Consider the following 15,161-nt stretch of genomic DNA (forward strand, 5'->3'; position numbering starts at 1 on the left):
CGTACCGCGTGGGGTCCGGCCCCGGCGTCGTCGTACGGGGCCCCGGCCCCGGCCCCGGCCCCGGCCCAGGCGGCGGCCCCGGCGGCGGCCCCGGCGTCGTCGTACGGGGTACGGGCGCCGCGGGCGGCCGGCGGGGTCATGGGCGCAGGCCCTGGAGTTCGACGGCCGCGCAGCGCCAGCGCAGGTCGGGGCCCTGTTCCAGACGGAAGGCCAGGGCCGTCAGCCGGTCCCCGGTGGCGATGCGGGCGAAGGCCTCGATGACCCCGGGCCCGGGGGTGAAGCGGCCGCATCCGCGGATCACGGGGGTGAGGTGCTCGCACCGGGGGTCCGCGGGGGCCAGGGCGATCAGCTGGTCGTAGGCGGGGCCGACGGTGTGGCCCATGAGCGAGTGGACCGGGCGGCGGCCGGTGAGCACCGCGAGCAGCCGGTCCGCGAACCAGTGGTGCGGGCCGCGGTGGACGACGGCCGGCGGCCGGTGCTGGTCGTGGCGGCCGGGGGGCCGGGTGGTGTTCCTGGTCCGGGCGGTCCTGGTGGTCATGGCGGTCGTCCCCCGAGAAGGCCGGGCCCGGTCGAGTACCGGGCGGTAACTTGGTAGGGGACTTCTACGGGCCCGCGAACACGCTCCGCAACGGCGCCGCGGAGCCCGCGGGGACCCGGCCCGCCTTCACCTATCCGGGTCGCCCTCCCGCGGCCCCGGCGCCCCCGCGGCCTGCCCGCCGGGAGCGGGGTGGACGCCCCGCGGCCGCGCCCCCGCACTCCGAAGGGGGACGCGACCCGTCACGGACGGAGTCGGGGGCGGCGCCCCGGGCCATCAGCTGACGGAGCCGGGTGCGGTCGTATCCTGAAGGCGTTTCCGACTACCGAAAGCAGCCGGCCATGCGCGTGTACGTACCCCTGACCCTGCCCGGCCTCGCCGAGGCGCACCAGGCGGGTGAGCTGGGTCCGGCTCCGCTGCGGGCCTACGCCGTCACGCCCGCGCTGCGCGAGTGGTACGCGTCGGACGACATGGAGGAGCTGGAGTACGCCGCGCTGACCCTGGCCGCCGCCGCCTCGCTGCGGATGATCGCCGAGGACGGGGCGGCCCCCGCCAAGCGGGTCGTCGTGGCCGTGGACGTGGACGACAAGGCGGCCACCGCGGCCCCCGGGCCCGACGGGGACGCGTTCGGCCAGGTCGCCCTCGCCGGGGCCGTACGGCTCTCGGTGGCGGCCGCGGTGCACGTGGACGCGGAGGACGCCCTGGAGGACGTGAGCGCCGCCGTAGGGGCCGTCGCGGCCGCGGACCAGGGCGACCAGGGGGCCCAGTCCGCCGTCGACGGGGCCGAGGACCACGAGCTGCTCTGGTTCGGGATCCAGGAGATCGCGGGGCTGCTGAAGTGAGCCAGGCCCCCGCCACCGCCGCCTCGCACATCGTCTGGGACTGGAACGGCACGCTGCTCCACGACATCGACGCCGTCATAGCGGCGACGAACGCCTCCTTCGCCGAGTTCGGCTTCGCGCCGATCACCCTGGAGAGGTACCGCGAGCTGTACGTCGTACCGGTGCCGAAGTTCTACGAGCGGCTCATGGGCCGGCTGCCCACGGACGCCGAGTGGGCCGTCATGGACGAGGCCTTCCACCGTCACTACTGGGCCGCCGCCGAGGACGCCGGGCTCGCCGAGGGGGCCCGGGAGCTGCTGCGGGACTGGCAGGCGGCCGGGCTCACGCAGTCCCTGCTGTCCCTCGCGCCCCACGACAAGCTCGTGCCACTCGTCCGGGCGCACGGCATCGACCGGCACTTCCTGCGCGTCGACGGGCGTACCGGCCCCTCGCACACCACCAAGGCGGGACACCTCGTACGTCACTTGGAGGCCCTGGACGGGACGGGGGTGACGGCCGGCCGTACGGTGCTCATCGGAGACGCCGTGGACGACGCGCTGGCCGCCGCGCACGTGGGCGCCCGGGCCGTGCTCTACACGGGTGGTTCGCACAGTCGCAGCAGTCTGGAATCGGCCGGTGTCCCCGTCGTCGACAGCCTGGCGGACGCCGTGCGCACGGCTCGCGAGCTGGCCGGATAGCGACAGGGAAATGAGCGGAGAGCGACGGAGCGACGGTCTGGCACGCCAGATCAGGCCAGTCGCTGTCCAGAGTGTCAAAGTTCCACCCCAGGTTTTGTACACATACAGCTCATGACGAGCCGGGGGTGGGGCGAGATAGCCTGGTACCCGTGATCAGCGCGATAGTCCTCGGAGGCACTGAAGCCTCCGGCCAGCGCCCGGCGCACCACCGTGCCCGGGCCATCGCTGATCCCCGCCGCCGGGACATCCTGCCGATCATGGCCGATTTCCTCCCGAGCGGCTCTCCCGACGACATAGCGTCGATCCCGAACGGACACACCGCCTCGCGGAGCTATGTCATTCCTTCCTTCACCTACGTCACGCAATGGCGCGCGACAGGAGCCAGAGGACATGCAGACCAAGCTGGACGAAGCAAAGGCCGAGCTGCTCGCGCGGGCGGCACGGGTAGCTGAGAACAGCCCGGCCGGGGGGCTACTTCCGACTGGGTCCGAGCAAGGGGAGCGTCCTGACCGGGACGCGATGCTCTCCTACCTCCAGCGCTACTACCTGCACACCGCTCCCGAGGACCTCTTGGACCGGGATCCGGTCGACGTGTTCGGGGCAGCGCTCTCCCACTACCGGCTCGCGGAGACCCGCCCGCAGGGCACCGCGAACGTCCGCGTGCACACCCCCACGGTGGAGGAGAACGGCTGGACCTCCAGCCACTCCGTCGTCGAGGTGGTCACGGACGACATGCCGTTCCTGGTCGACAGCGTCACCAACGAGCTGTCCCGCCAGGGCCGCGGCATCCACGTCGTGATCCACCCGCAGGTCGTCGTCCGCCGCGACGTCACCGGCAAGCTGATCGAGATCCTCGGCCCCGACTGCGACGCGCACGGTCCCCGCACCGCGCGCCCCCACGACTCCCTCGTCGAGTCCTGGATCCACGTCGAGATCGACCGCGAGACCGACAAGGCCGACCTCAAGCAGATGACGGTCGACCTGCTGCGCGTCCTGTCCGACGTCCGCGAGTCCGTCGAGGACTGGGAGAAGATGCGCGACGCCGCGCTGCGCATGGCCGAGGGCCTTCCGGACGAGCCCACCGCTCCCGACCTGCGTGAATACGAGCTCGAAGAGGCCCGTGAGCTGCTGCGCTGGCTCGCCGACGACCACTTCACCTTCCTCGGCTACCGCGAGTACAACCTCGTGGACGGGGACTCCCTGGCCGCCGTGCCCGGCACCGGCCTCGGCATCCTGCGCTCCGACCCGCTGCACCACGGCCAGGACGAGGCGCACCCCGTCTCGCCGTCCTTCAACCGGCTGCCGGCCGACGCCCGGGCCAAGGCCCGCGAGCACCGCCTGCTGGTGCTGACCAAGGCCAACAGCCGCTCCACCGTGCACCGCCCCTCGTACCTCGACTACGTGGGCGTGAAGAAGTTCGACGCCGAGGGCAACGTCGTCGGCGAGCGCCGCTTCCTCGGCCTGTTCTCCTCCGCCGCCTACACCGAGTCGGTGCGCCGGGTCCCGGTCATCCGCCGCAAGGTCGCCGAGGTCCTCGCGGGCGCCGGCTTCGCGCCGTCCAGCCACGACGGCCGCGACCTGCTCCAGATCCTGGAGACCTACCCGCGCGACGAGCTGTTCCAGACCCCCGTCGAGCAGCTCCAGGCCATCGCCACCTCCGTGCTCTACCTGCAGGAGCGCCGCCGGCTGCGGCTGTACCTGCGCCAGGACGAGTACGGCCGCTACTACTCCGCGCTCGTCTACCTGCCGCGCGACCGCTACACCACCGGCGTGCGGCTGCGGCTGATCGCGATCCTGCAGGAGGAGCTCGACGGCATCAGCGTCGACTTCACCGCCTGGAACACCGAGTCGATCCTCTCCCGCATCCACTTCGTCGTCCGCGTCCCGCAGGGCACCGAGCTGCCCATGCTGACCGACGCCGACGTGGAGCGGATCGAGGGCCGCCTGGTCGAGGCCGCCCGCTCCTGGGCCGACGGCTTCGGCGAGGCGCTCGTCGCCGAGCTGGGCGAGGAGCGCGCCGCCGAGCTGCTGCGCAAGTACGGGACCTCCTTCCCCGAGGGCTACAAGGCCGACCACTCGCCGCGCGCGGCCGTGGCGGACCTGTGCCACCTGGAGCGGCTCTCCGCGAGCGACCGCGAGTTCGCGCTGTCGCTGTACGAGCCGGTCGGCGCGGGCCCCGGCGAGCGCCGGTTCAAGATCTACCGCACCGGCGAGCAGGTCTCGCTCTCCGCGGTCCTGCCGGTCCTGCAGCGCCTGGGCGTCGAGGTCACCGACGAGCGGCCGTACGAGCTGCGGTGCAGCGACCGCTCCAACGCGTGGATCTACGACTTCGGCCTGCGCATGCCGCTCCCCACGGGCAACGGCGACTCCGTCCCGACGTCCAACTACCTCGGCGACGACGCCCGCGAGCGGTTCCAGGACGCCTTCGCGGCGGTCTGGCAGGGCGACGCCGAGAACGACAACTTCAACACCCTGGTGCTGGGCGCCGGACTCACCTGGCGCCAGGCCGTCGTGCTGCGCGCGTACGCCAAGTACCTGCGCCAGGCCGGTGCCACCTTCAGCCAGGACTACATGGAGGACACCCTCCGCAACAACGTCCACACCACCCGGCTGCTGGTCTCCCTCTTCGAGGCGCGGATGTCGCCGGGCCGCCAGTCGGCGGGCAGCGAGCTCGTGGACGCGATGCTGGAGGAGCTGGACGGGGCCCTGGACCAGGTCGCCTCGCTGGACGAGGACCGGATCCTGCGCTCCTTCCTCACCCTCATCAAGGCGACGCTGCGCACGAACTTCTTCCAGCTCAACGACTCGGGCGAGCAGCACTCCTACGTGTCGATGAAGTTCGACCCGCAGGCCATCCCCGATCTGCCGGCGCCGCGCCCGGCCTTCGAGATCTGGGTGTACTCCCCGCGCGTCGAGGGCGTCCACCTGCGCTTCGGCAAGGTCGCCCGGGGCGGTCTGCGCTGGTCCGACCGGCGCGAGGACTTCCGTACGGAGATCCTCGGCCTGGTCAAGGCGCAGATGGTCAAGAACACCGTCATCGTCCCGGTCGGCGCCAAGGGCGGCTTCGTCGCCAAGAACCTGCCGGACCCGTCGGTGGACCGCGACGCGTGGCTCGCCGAGGGCATCGCCTCGTACAAGATCTTCATCTCGGCGCTGCTCGACATCACCGACAACATGGTCGGCGGCGAGGTCGTCCACCCCAAGGCCGTGGTCCGCCACGACGAGGACGACACCTACCTCGTCGTCGCCGCCGACAAGGGCACCGCGACCTTCTCCGACATCGCCAACGGGGTCGCCGAGTCCTACGGGTTCTGGCTGGGCGACGCCTTCGCCTCCGGCGGCTCGGCCGGCTACGACCACAAGGGCATGGGCATCACCGCCCGCGGCGCCTGGGAGTCCGTCAAGCGGCACTTCCGCGAGCTGGGTCACGACACCCAGACGCAGGACTTCACGGTCGTCGGCGTCGGTGACATGTCCGGTGACGTCTTCGGCAACGGCATGCTGCTCTCCGAGCACATCCGCCTGGTCGCCGCCTTCGACCACCGGCACATCTTCATCGACCCCACCCCGGAAGCGGCGACCTCGTACGCCGAGCGCCGGCGCCTGTTCGACCTGCCGCGCTCCTCGTGGGCCGACTACGACACCTCGCTGCTCTCGGCGGGCGGCGGCATCCACCCGCGCAGCGCGAAGGCCATCCCGGTCAACGCGCACGTCCGCGAGGCCCTGGGCATCGAGGCGGGCGTCACGAAGATGACCCCGGCCGACCTGATGAAGGCGATCCTCCAGTCCCCGGTGGACCTGCTGTGGAACGGCGGCATCGGTACGTACGTCAAGGCCACGGCCGAGACGCACGCGGACGTCGGCGACAAGGCCAACGACGCCATCCGCGTCAACGGTTCCGACGTGCGGGCCAAGGTCATCGGCGAGGGCGGCAACCTGGGCCTGACCCAGCTCGGCCGCATCGAGTTCGCCCGCGGCGGCGCCGGCGGCGAGGGCGGCAAGGTCAACACCGACGCCATCGACAACAGTGCGGGCGTGGACACCTCCGACCACGAGGTGAACATCAAGATCCTGCTGAACTCGGTGGTCGCCGACGGGGACCTGACCGTCAAGCAGCGCAACAAGTTCCTCGCCGCGATGACCGACGAGGTCGGCCGTCTGGTGCTGCGCAACAACTACGCGCAGAACGTGGCGCTGGCCAACGGCGCCGCCCAGGCGCCCAGCCTGCTCCACGCCCAGCAGCGCTTCATGCGCCGCCTGGGCCGCGACGGACTGCTGGACCGGGCGCTGGAGTTCCTGCCCAACGACCGGCAGATCCGCGAGCTGCTCAACAACGGCAAGGGCCTGACCCAGCCGGAGCTGGCCGTCCTGTTCGCCTACACCAAGATCACGGTGGCGGACGAGCTCATCCACACCGAGCTCCCGGACGACCCGTACCTGGACCGCCTGCTGCACGCCTACTTCCCGGGCGCACTGCTCGCGAAGTTCCCGGAGCAGGTCGACGGGCACGCACTGCGCCGCGAGATCATCACCACCGTGCTGGTCAACGACACCGTCAACAGCGGTGGCTCGACCTTCCTGCACCGTCTGCGCGAGGAGACCGGGGCCTCCCTGGAGGAGATCGTGCGGGCACAGCTCGCGGCCCGCGAGATCTTCGGCCTGGCCGATGTGTGGGACGCGGTGGAGGCGCTCGACAACAAGGTCGCCGCGGACGTCCAGACCCGGGTGCGGCTGCACTCGCGGCGCCTGGTCGAGCGCGGTACGCGCTGGCTGCTGAACAACCGGCCGCAGCCGCTCCAGATCACCGAGACCATCGAGCTGTTCTCCGAGCGGGTGGCGCGGGTCTGGTCGGACGTGCCGAAGCTGGTGCGCGGCGCGGACCTGGAGTGGTACGAGGCGGTCATGGCCGAGCTGATCGGCGAGGGCGTGCCGGAGGAGCTGGCGGCGAAGGTGGCCGGCTTCTCGTCCGCCTTCCCGACGCTGGACATCGTCGCGATCGCGGACCGTACGGGTGTGGAGCCGCTGGCCGTCGCCGAGGTGTACTACGACCTCGCGGACCGTCTGGACATCACCCAGCTGATGGACCGGATCATCGACCTGCCGCGGGCCGACCGCTGGCAGTCGATGGCCCGTGCCTCCATCCGCGAGGACCTCTTCTCGGCGCACGCGGCCCTGACCGCCGACGTGCTGACGGTCGGCAACGGCACGTCGACTCCCGAGGAGCGGTTCAAGGCCTGGGAGGAGAAGAACTCGGCGATCATCGGGCGGGCGCGGACGACCCTGGACGAGATCCAGGGGTCGGACGACTTCGACCTGGCGAACCTGTCGGTGGCGATGCGGACGATGCGGTCGCTGCTCCGGGCCCACACGTAGCCCTGCGGGGCTTGTGCGGGAACTGAAGCGGGCCGGGCCCGGGACCTTTGGTGGTCCCGGGCCCGGCCCGTTCGTGTGTCCCGTTGTGGGCTGGTGCGGCGCCGTTGCCGGGGGCTCTGCCCCCGGACCCCCGCGCCTCAAACGCCGGCGGGGCTGGATTTGGCGGGGCGGGGCCGGATCTGGCGGGGCTGGATGTGGCGGCGCTGGATGTGGCGGGGGGTCAGCGACTGTTCGTGAAGGCTTCGTACGCGTCGCAGACTTCTGCGGAGGGGCCGTCCATGCGCAGGACGCCCGACTCCAGCCAGATCGCGCGGTCGCAGGTTTCGCGGACCGTGCCGATGCCGTGGCTGACGAGGAAGACGGTGCCGGCCTGTTCGCGCAGTTCCTCGATGCGGGCCTGGCTGCGCCGCTGGAAGGCCGCGTCTCCGGTGGCCAGGGCCTCGTCGATCATCAGGACGTCGTGGTCCTTGGCGGCGGCGATGGAGAAGCGCAGCCGGGCGCCCATGCCGGAGGAGTAGGTGCGCATCGGGAGGGAGATGAAGTCGCCCTTCTCGTTGATCCCGGAGAAGTCGACGATGCCCTGGTAGCGCTCGCGGATCTGCTGCTTGGACATGCCCATCGCGAGGCCGCCGAGCACCACGTTGCGTTCGCCGGTCAGGTCGTTCATCAGGGCGGCGTTCACGCCGAGCAGGGAGGGCTGGCCGTGCGAGAAGATCCGGCCGTGGGCGACGGGCTGGAGCCCGGCGATGGCCGACAGCAGGGTGGACTTGCCCGAGCCGTTGGTGCCGATCAGGCCGATGGCCTCGCCCTTGTAGGCGGTGAAGCTGACGCCCTTGACGGCGTGCACCTCGCGGATGCCGGGGGCGGGCTTGCGGGAGAACATCCGGCTCAGGGCGGCGGTGGCGCCGCCCTTGCGGCCGCCGGATCCGTGCACCTTGTAGATCACGTGCACGTCGTCCGCGATGACGGTCGGGACACGGGTTGCGGTGTCAGCCACGGCCGTACTCCTCCTCAGCCTTCCAGAAGAAAATGAACCCGCCGACGCCGGCGAGCAGGGCCCAGCCCAGTGCGATCAGCCAGACGTGGTGCGGGAGCTGGCTCGCCTTGTAGGAGCCGATGAGTGCGAAGCGCATCAGGTCGATGTAGACGGCCGCGGGGTTGAGCTTGAGCGCCATGGCGACCCAGCTCGGCAGGTGGTCCGTCTTGAGCATCGAGTCGATGGACCACATGACGCCCGAGGCGTACATCCAGGTCCGCAGGACGAACGGCATCAGCTGGCTGACGTCGGGGTGCTTCGCCCCGATCCTGGCCATGATCATGGCGCAGCCGGCGCAGAAGGCGGCCATGAGGAGCAGGGTGGGGAAGACGAACAGCCAGTTCAGGGTGGGGGTCTGGCCGAAGACGAACAGCAGGATGATCAGCGCGCCCATGGTGACGAGCAGCTGCTGGAAGAGCTGGACGACCGTGGACAGGGGCAGCGAGGCGCGCGGGAAGTGCAGGGCGCGCACCAGGCCGAGGTTGCCCTGGACGGCGCGGGTGGAGGCGTTGATGGAGCTGCCGATGAAGTCCCAGACGAAGACGCCGGTGATCAGGAAGGGCAGGTAGTCCGGCACGCCGTGGCTGGCGTGCATGACGATGCCGAAGATGAAGTAGTAGACGGCCGCGTTGAGCAGCGGGGTCACCAGGTGCCAGACCTGGCCGAGGCTGGCCTCGCTGTACTGGGCGTGCATCCGGGCGGTGGCGTACGCGGTGACGAAGTGGCGGCGGCCCCAGAGCTGTGCGACGTACTGGGGGAGCGGGGGGCGGGCGCCGCTGAGGGTCAGGTCGTGGGCCGCCGCCAGTTCGGCGATGGGGTCCGGGGCCTTGGCCCCGTCCTTCGCCGGGGCGGGGGCCGGGGGCGCGGTGGTCACTGTCACGAGGGTCGCTTTCGACGGGGTCAGTGCGTCGCTGGCGATGGGACGGGTCCGTATCGTCGCTACGGCGAGGTTAAGACCTCGAGCGTCGGAACGCAACCGTATCGTCGTCGCGCGGATATGCTCTGCCCATGACGACTGATCCTGCTGCCCCCGCCAACCCCGCCCCCGCCGCCCGCAGAGCCCCCGCCGGGGCCGCCGTCCTGCGCGAGGACGTGACCGAGGCGATCCGGGCGGCCGTGGTCGAGGAGCTGGCGACGGTCGGGTTCGCGCGGATGTCGATCGAGGGGATCGCGCGGCGGGCGGGCGTGGGGAAGACGGCCGTGTACCGCCGGTGGAAGTCGAAGCTGCACCTGGTGCTGGACCTGGTGGGGGCCTTCGCCGTGGACGGCCTGCCGGTCCCGGCGACGGGGACGCTGTACGGGGACGTACGGGCGCTGCTCGAGGTGATGTCACACGTGCTGCGGCATCCGGTGGCCTCGGCGGTGATCCCTGACCTGCTGGTGGAGGCGGCGCGGAACCCGGAGATCGCGGACGCCGTGCGGGGGGCGCTGCTGGAGGGGCAGCGGCGGATGGCCGAGGGGATCATCTCGGAGGCGGTGGCTCGGGGGGAGCTGCCGGTGGGGGTGGACGCGGGGAGGGCGCTCGATCTGGCGATCGGGCCGTTGTACTGGCGGCAGGTGGTCGTGCGGGATGCCGTGGCCGGCGGCTACCTGGATGACCTGGCGCGGTCGGTGGTCGCGGGGCTCACGGCCGGGCCCGCACCTTCTTGACGGGCCGCGTGCCTTCTTGACGCGGCCCTCGCACCGCTCGGCCCTGGCGGGCCTTCCGGGCTTCGGGCCGCTGCGCATGACTCCGTCCGGCGGGGCCTGAGCGCGGTCGCGGCCGCCGTCGTCCCGGCGTGGGCCGGTGGGCGGGTGCGGGCGGTCGGCCCTGCGGGGCGGAAGTCCCCTACCCGCCCTTCGCCCGTTCCCCGGGCGCTGCCCGGGCCCGGTCCTCAAGCGCCGGACGGGCTGGAGGGGTTCCCGGGCGCTGCCCGGACCCGGTCTTCAAGCGCCGGGCGGGCTGGAGGGGTTCCCGGGCGCTGCCCGGGCCCGGTCTTCAAGCGCCGGACGGGCTGGAGGGGTTCCCGGATGGGCTGGAAAGATCGTCGGCGGGGCTGGATTTTCCGGCGGTCACGTGTGGGCTGACGCCGAAAAAATCAAGCCCCGCTGGCCCGCGGGGTGGGGCTCGGTTATGGCCAGCGGGTCGTGGTGAGGTGGGCCAGGGTGGGTTCCGGGGTGGCGGAGGGGGCCGCGGGGGTGGGGCGGCGGTCCTCCGGGGGGATGATGGGCGGCGCGGGCTGGCTCAGGAAGACCCGGCGGACCACGCGCTCGGCCGCCTGGCCGTCGTCGTGCGTGCAGAAGCGGGTCCGGAACGACGCGCGGAGTTGCGCCGAGCGCGAGCCCTGCCAGTGGCCGGTGGAGAAGATGTCCACCAGCTCGTCCTCGGTGCGGGCGATCGCCCCCGGAGGGAACCCGCGCAGGTCGAAGTACGTGCCGCGCGAGGCCTCGTACGCCTCCCAGTCGTCCGCGTGGATCACGATCGGCCGGTCCAGGGACGCGTAGTCGAACATCAGCGAGGAGTAGTCCGTCACCAGCGCGTCCGAGGCCAGGCAGAGTTCCTCCACCGAGGGGTGGGAGGAGACGTCCAGCAGGCGGGGGTGCGGGTCGGGGGCGGGTGAGCCCGCGTAGGTGAGGTGGGTGCGGGTCAGGATCGTGTAGCGGGGCCCCAGGTCGCGCAGGATGCGCTCGAAGTCCAGGTGTGCCGGGCGGCTGCGGCGGTAGTCGCGGTGCGTGGGCGCGTACAGGATCGCCGTGGAGCCCGGCGGGATGCCGAGGCGTTCGCGCAGTTCGAGGACGTCCGCCTGGGTGGCCCGGTGGAACACGTCGTTGCGGGGGTAGCCGTATTCGAGCGTCGTGTACGACGAGGGGACGGCCTTCTCCCAGACCAGGGTGGAGTGGCGGTTCGCGGAGAGCAGGTAGTCCCACTGGTCGGCGCCGCGCAGCAGGCCCGCGAAGTCCGTGGTCGGGGTGGCCGCCGGGCGGTCCTGGAGGTCGAGGCCGACCCGCTTGAGCGGGGTGCCGTGCTGGGTCTGGAGCAGGATCTGGCCCGGGCGCTTGACCAGCGTGCGCTCGAAGTTGACGTTCGTGACGAGGTACGTGGCGCGGGCCAGGGCCGTCCAGTACGCCATCGATCCCGGGCGCAGGGGGGTCGTCTCGCGCGGCAGGGTCGCGGCGTGGGCGGGGTCGCAGATCCAGGCCGTCCGCATGCGCGGGGCCAGTTCGCGCAGCTTGGCCTCGATCGCCGCCGGATTGCAGGCGTAACCGCCGTGCCAGTACGCGGAGAAGACCGCCAGCTCCGGGCGGAGCGGGAGCAGCCGCTGCACGCGGTAGTGCAGGCGCAGGCCCGTTTCGCGCAGCCCCCGCCACAGCGTGACCCCCGCGCGGCGGGCCGTCAGCGAGGCCGAGCGCAGCAGGGACAGCAGGCGGTACGTGCGCCTCGTGCCGAGCCGCATCAGGAGGTGGCGGGTGCGGTCGGTGCGGGTGAGGGACAGGGGCCGGGGGCCGGCGGCGCGGTAGCGGCGCAGCAGGGCCGAGGCCCGGGTGAAGAACTCGGCCCGGGCGGCGCGCGGGAGGCGGCGCGGGTCCGCGTACAGGGTGCAGAAGTGCTCGGCCATCCGCCGGTGCACGGCGGGCCGCCAGCGCTCCAGCTCGGGGCGGGTGGCGAGGTAGCCGAAGACGCGGTCGTACTGGTCGAAGATGTCGAGGTGGCGCCGGCTGGTGGTGGTCAGGATCGAGCCGGTGCGGCGCTGGCGGTAGTGGACGCACACCCGGTCCAGGACGGCCACGGACTCCGCCGCGAGGAGCGCGGGATAGGTCCAGGGGGTGTCCTCGTAGAAGCCGGGCGGGAAGGAGAGGCCCTCGCGCTCCACGTACTCGCGGCGGTACGTCTTGTTCCACACCACCATCAGCATGCCCAGCAGGGAGGGGCGGTCGGCGAGGCGGAAGCTGGCCGGGCCCTCTTCGGAGAGGCGGTGGGAGAGGCTGTTGCGGACCAGCTCGCCGGTCCAGAAGGTGCGCGCGTAGTCGTAGACCAGGACGTCCGGGGAGCCTGTGGCCTTCAGCCGGTCGGTGATGGCCTGCAGGGCGCCCGGGGCGAGGGTGTCGTCCCCGTCGAGGAAGATCAGGTAGTCGCCCGTGGCCCGGGACAGGCCCGCGTTGCGGGCCGGCCCCAGGCCGAGGTTGTGCGCCAGGTGCACGGCGGTCACCCGGGGGTCCCGGGTGGCGTAGTCGTCGATGATCGAACCGCAGGCGTCCGGGGAGGCGTCGTCGACCACGATCAGTTCGAGATCCGGGTACGACTGGCTCAGGACCGAGTCCAGACTCTCCTGGAGGTAGGCCTGGACCTTGTACGCGGGCACGATGACGCTGAACCGGGGCACGGCACATCCAGGGGTCGGCACGGGCATATTGCCCAGGAACCCCCGGCGTGGTGATCGGGTTACGCACCGTGCGGCATTCGGGTTACGCAGCGTCAACCCGGCACGTCAACCGCATGATCAATCCGGGTTACTTGATCGCTCCCGCCATCACCCCCGAGACGAACTGCCGCTGGAAGGCGAAGAACACGGCGAGCGGCACCACCATCGACAGGAACGCGCCGGGGGCCAGTACGTCGATGTTGTTCCCGAACTGCCGTACCTGCTGCTGGAGCGCGACCGTGATCGGCGGGTGCGTCGAGTCCGCGAAGACCAGCGCGACCAGCATGTCGTTCCACACCCACAGGAACTGGAAGATGCCGAGCGAGGCGATCGCCGGAGCGCCCAGCGGCAGCACCACCCGCGTGAACAGCCGCAGTTCGCCCGCCCCGTCCAGCCGGGCCGCCTCCAGCAGCTCGCGCGGGATCTCCGCGAAGAAGTTCCGCAGCAGGAACACGGCGAACGGCAGCCCGAAAGCGGTGTGGAAGAGGACCACCCCCGCCGTCGTCTCGAACAGGCCGATGGAACCGAAGAGTTCGGACACGGGGATCAGCGCCACCTGGACGGGGACCACGAGCAGCCCGACCACGATCAGGAACAGCCAGTCCCGGCCGGGGAACTCCAGCCAGGCGAAGGCGTATCCGGCGAACGCGCCCAGCGCCAGGACCAGCAGGGTCGCGGGCACGGCGATGGCCGCCGTGTTGAGCAGCGAGCCCGTGATGGTGTCGTTGGCCAGCAGCCGCTCGTAGTTGGCGGCCGTCAGCCGGGACGGCTCCGTCAGCGCCCGCCACCAGCCGCCCTCGTTCAGGGCGGTGGGGGAAAGGAAGGAGGAGACCAGCAGCCCGAGCGTGGGCAGCAGCCAGAACAGGCCCGCGAGGACCAGGAAGACGCGCAGCGCCCCGCCGGCCGCGCGGGAGGCGAGGGAGTGCGACATCGTGCTCATCGGCGGGCCTCCCGGCGCATCCGGCGGATGTTGTAGGCCATGACCGGGACCACCAGCACCAGCAGCAGCACGGCGATGGCGCTGCCCAGCCCCGGATCGGCGTCCGCGCCGAAGGAGGTCCGGTACAGCTGGAGGGCCAGGACGTTGGCGTCGTCCTGGACCGCGCCCGGAGCGATCACGAACACCAGGTCGAAGACCTTCATCACGTTGATGACGAGGGTGACCATGACGACGGCCAGGACGGGCGCCAGCAGCGGCACGGTGATCCGCCGCAGCACCTGCCACTCGGTCGCCCCGTCCACCCGCGCCGCCTCCAGCAGCTCGCGCGGTACGGCGGCCAGCCCGGCCCCGATCAGCACCATCGAGAACCCGGCCCACATCCACACGTAGGCCCCGATCACCGCCGGGGTCACCAGCGTCGGGCCGAGCCACTCCACGCCCCCGTACGCCTCACGGAAGTTCGAGGCGGGCAGGCGTAGCAGCGCCCCGTCGGCCTTCGCGGACAGGGAGAAGGTGCCGTCGGCGCGGGCCGTCGCGGAGTCGACCACCCGGCCGTCCTTCACCGCCTCGATCCGCAGCCCCGCGAGAGCGGACTCCGTGGGGTCGACCGCGTTCGTGACGCCGCCCCCGCCCCGGGTGAAGTCCTGCCAGGCGGTGCCGGTGACCCTGCCGGGCTCGGCGGCGGCCGGCTTCGCCGTGCCGGTGCCCCCGGGCAGGTCCTCCGGGGCGATGCCGACCAGCGGGAGCAGCGCGGGCACGCCCGCCCGTACCGGATCGCGGGTCAGGTACGCGCCCCCGGCGGCCGGGACCAGCGGGGAGTCCCGGCCGGGGCGGGCCTTGGGGAAGGCGGAGGACTCGGCGAAGGTGTCGTGGACGCCCACCCAGACGGCGTTCGCGACGCCCCGGTCGGGGTCGGCGTCGTAGACGAGCCGGAAGATGATGCCCGCCGCGAGCATCGAGATGGCCATCGGCATGAACACGATCAGCTTGAACGCCGTTCCCCAGCGCACCCGTTCGGTCAGCACCGCGAAGAGCAGGCCGAGCACGGTGGCGGTGACCGGGGCCACCACCACCCAGATCGCGGTGTTCCCCAGGGCGGTGCGGATCGTGTCGTCGCGCAGTATCTCCCGGTAGTTCCCGGCGCCCACGAAGGTGTCGCCGGAGCGGTCGAAGAAGCTGCGGTAGAGCGAGTAGCCGATGGGATGGACGACGAGCGCCCCGAGCAGCACGAGGGAGGGGAGGAGGAACGCCACCGCGGTCAGGCGGCGGCGCCGGGTCTCCTTCCACCTGGGGGTGACGCGGGTGCCGCGAGAGCCGCGGGCGTCGCTGGTGCCATGGGCGTCACGGGTGGTCACGGG

General features: G+C 71.9%; 10 protein-coding genes. 4 read left to right on the plus strand and 6 right to left on the minus strand.

Annotation, left to right across the window (positions count from 1 at the left end):
* Window positions 1–136: 136 nt before the first annotated feature.
* Window positions 137–538, minus strand: a complete 402-nt coding sequence (locus OG904_RS18470; protein WP_405492304.1) for an Rv3235 family protein — start codon at window positions 536–538, stop codon at window positions 137–139.
* A gap of 338 nt (window positions 539–876) precedes the next feature.
* Here OG904_RS18470 and OG904_RS18475 point away from each other — a divergent pair, with 338 nt between their 5' ends.
* The 3 genes from OG904_RS18475 (at window position 877) to OG904_RS18485 (ending at window position 7,427) form a co-directional block, all read left to right on the plus strand.
* Window positions 877–1,377 carry a DUF6912 family protein gene (locus OG904_RS18475; protein WP_405492306.1) on the plus strand — a complete coding sequence of 167 codons (501 nt, stop codon included), beginning with the start codon at window positions 877–879 and terminating at the stop codon, window positions 1,375–1,377.
* Entirely contained in the window at window positions 1,374–2,054 is a 681-nt protein-coding gene (locus OG904_RS18480; protein ID WP_405492308.1) for an HAD family hydrolase, read from the plus strand. Before OG904_RS18475 ends, OG904_RS18480 begins: the two co-directional genes overlap by 4 nt.
* A gap of 390 nt (window positions 2,055–2,444) precedes the next feature.
* Entirely contained in the window at window positions 2,445–7,427 is a 4,983-nt protein-coding gene (locus OG904_RS18485; protein WP_405492310.1) for an NAD-glutamate dehydrogenase, read from the plus strand.
* A 220-nt stretch (window positions 7,428–7,647) separates the two neighbouring features.
* Here OG904_RS18485 and OG904_RS18490 read toward each other — a convergent pair whose 3' ends face one another.
* Entirely contained in the window at window positions 7,648–8,424 is a 777-nt protein-coding gene (locus tag OG904_RS18490) for an ABC transporter ATP-binding protein (RefSeq protein ID WP_405492312.1), read from the minus strand.
* Window positions 8,417–9,337, minus strand: coding sequence for an ABC transporter permease (locus tag OG904_RS18495; RefSeq protein WP_405492314.1), 921 nt, complete (start codon window positions 9,335–9,337; stop codon window positions 8,417–8,419). Before OG904_RS18495 ends, OG904_RS18490 begins: the two co-directional genes overlap by 8 nt.
* Before the next feature lie 134 nt (window positions 9,338–9,471).
* On the opposite strand from OG904_RS18495, the gene OG904_RS18500 reads away from it, so the two are divergent.
* A complete protein-coding gene (locus OG904_RS18500) occupies window positions 9,472–10,113 on the plus strand; it encodes a TetR/AcrR family transcriptional regulator (RefSeq protein WP_405492316.1) in 642 nt (213 codons plus the stop codon).
* Between the two features lie 461 nt (window positions 10,114–10,574).
* Here the strand turns inward: OG904_RS18500 and OG904_RS18505 are convergent, their stop codons facing one another.
* From OG904_RS18505 to OG904_RS18515, 3 genes are all read right to left on the minus strand, one after another.
* Window positions 10,575–12,824, minus strand: a complete 2,250-nt coding sequence (locus OG904_RS18505; protein WP_405492318.1) for a CDP-glycerol glycerophosphotransferase family protein — start codon at window positions 12,822–12,824, stop codon at window positions 10,575–10,577.
* A 127-nt stretch (window positions 12,825–12,951) separates the two neighbouring features.
* Entirely contained in the window at window positions 12,952–13,803 is an 852-nt protein-coding gene (locus OG904_RS18510; protein WP_405492320.1) for a carbohydrate ABC transporter permease, read from the minus strand.
* Entirely contained in the window at window positions 13,800–15,158 is a 1,359-nt protein-coding gene (locus tag OG904_RS18515; protein ID WP_405492322.1) for a carbohydrate ABC transporter permease, read from the minus strand. The genes OG904_RS18510 and OG904_RS18515 overlap by 4 nt, the downstream gene beginning before the upstream one ends.
* Window positions 15,159–15,161: the final 3 nt, after the last annotated feature.

The sequence above is a fragment of the Streptomyces sp. NBC_00096 genome, from assembly GCF_045041305.1.
Lineage (GTDB): Bacteria > Actinomycetota > Actinomycetes > Streptomycetales > Streptomycetaceae > Streptomyces.

What these genes read in the sequence shown, in the direction of transcription:
- OG904_RS18470 (WP_405492304.1), bottom strand. Translation starts at nt 538, where the DNA reads ATGACCACCAGGACCGCCCGGACCAGGAACACCACCCGGCCCCCCGGC.
- OG904_RS18475 (WP_405492306.1), top strand. Translation starts at nt 877, where the DNA reads ATGCGCGTGTACGTACCCCTGACCCTGCCCGGCCTCGCCGAGGCGCAC.
- OG904_RS18485 (WP_405492310.1), top strand. Translation starts at nt 2,445, where the DNA reads ATGCAGACCAAGCTGGACGAAGCAAAGGCCGAGCTGCTCGCGCGGGCG.
- OG904_RS18500 (WP_405492316.1), top strand. Translation starts at nt 9,472, where the DNA reads ATGACGACTGATCCTGCTGCCCCCGCCAACCCCGCCCCCGCCGCCCGC.
- OG904_RS18510 (WP_405492320.1), bottom strand. Translation starts at nt 13,803, where the DNA reads ATGAGCACGATGTCGCACTCCCTCGCCTCCCGCGCGGCCGGCGGGGCG.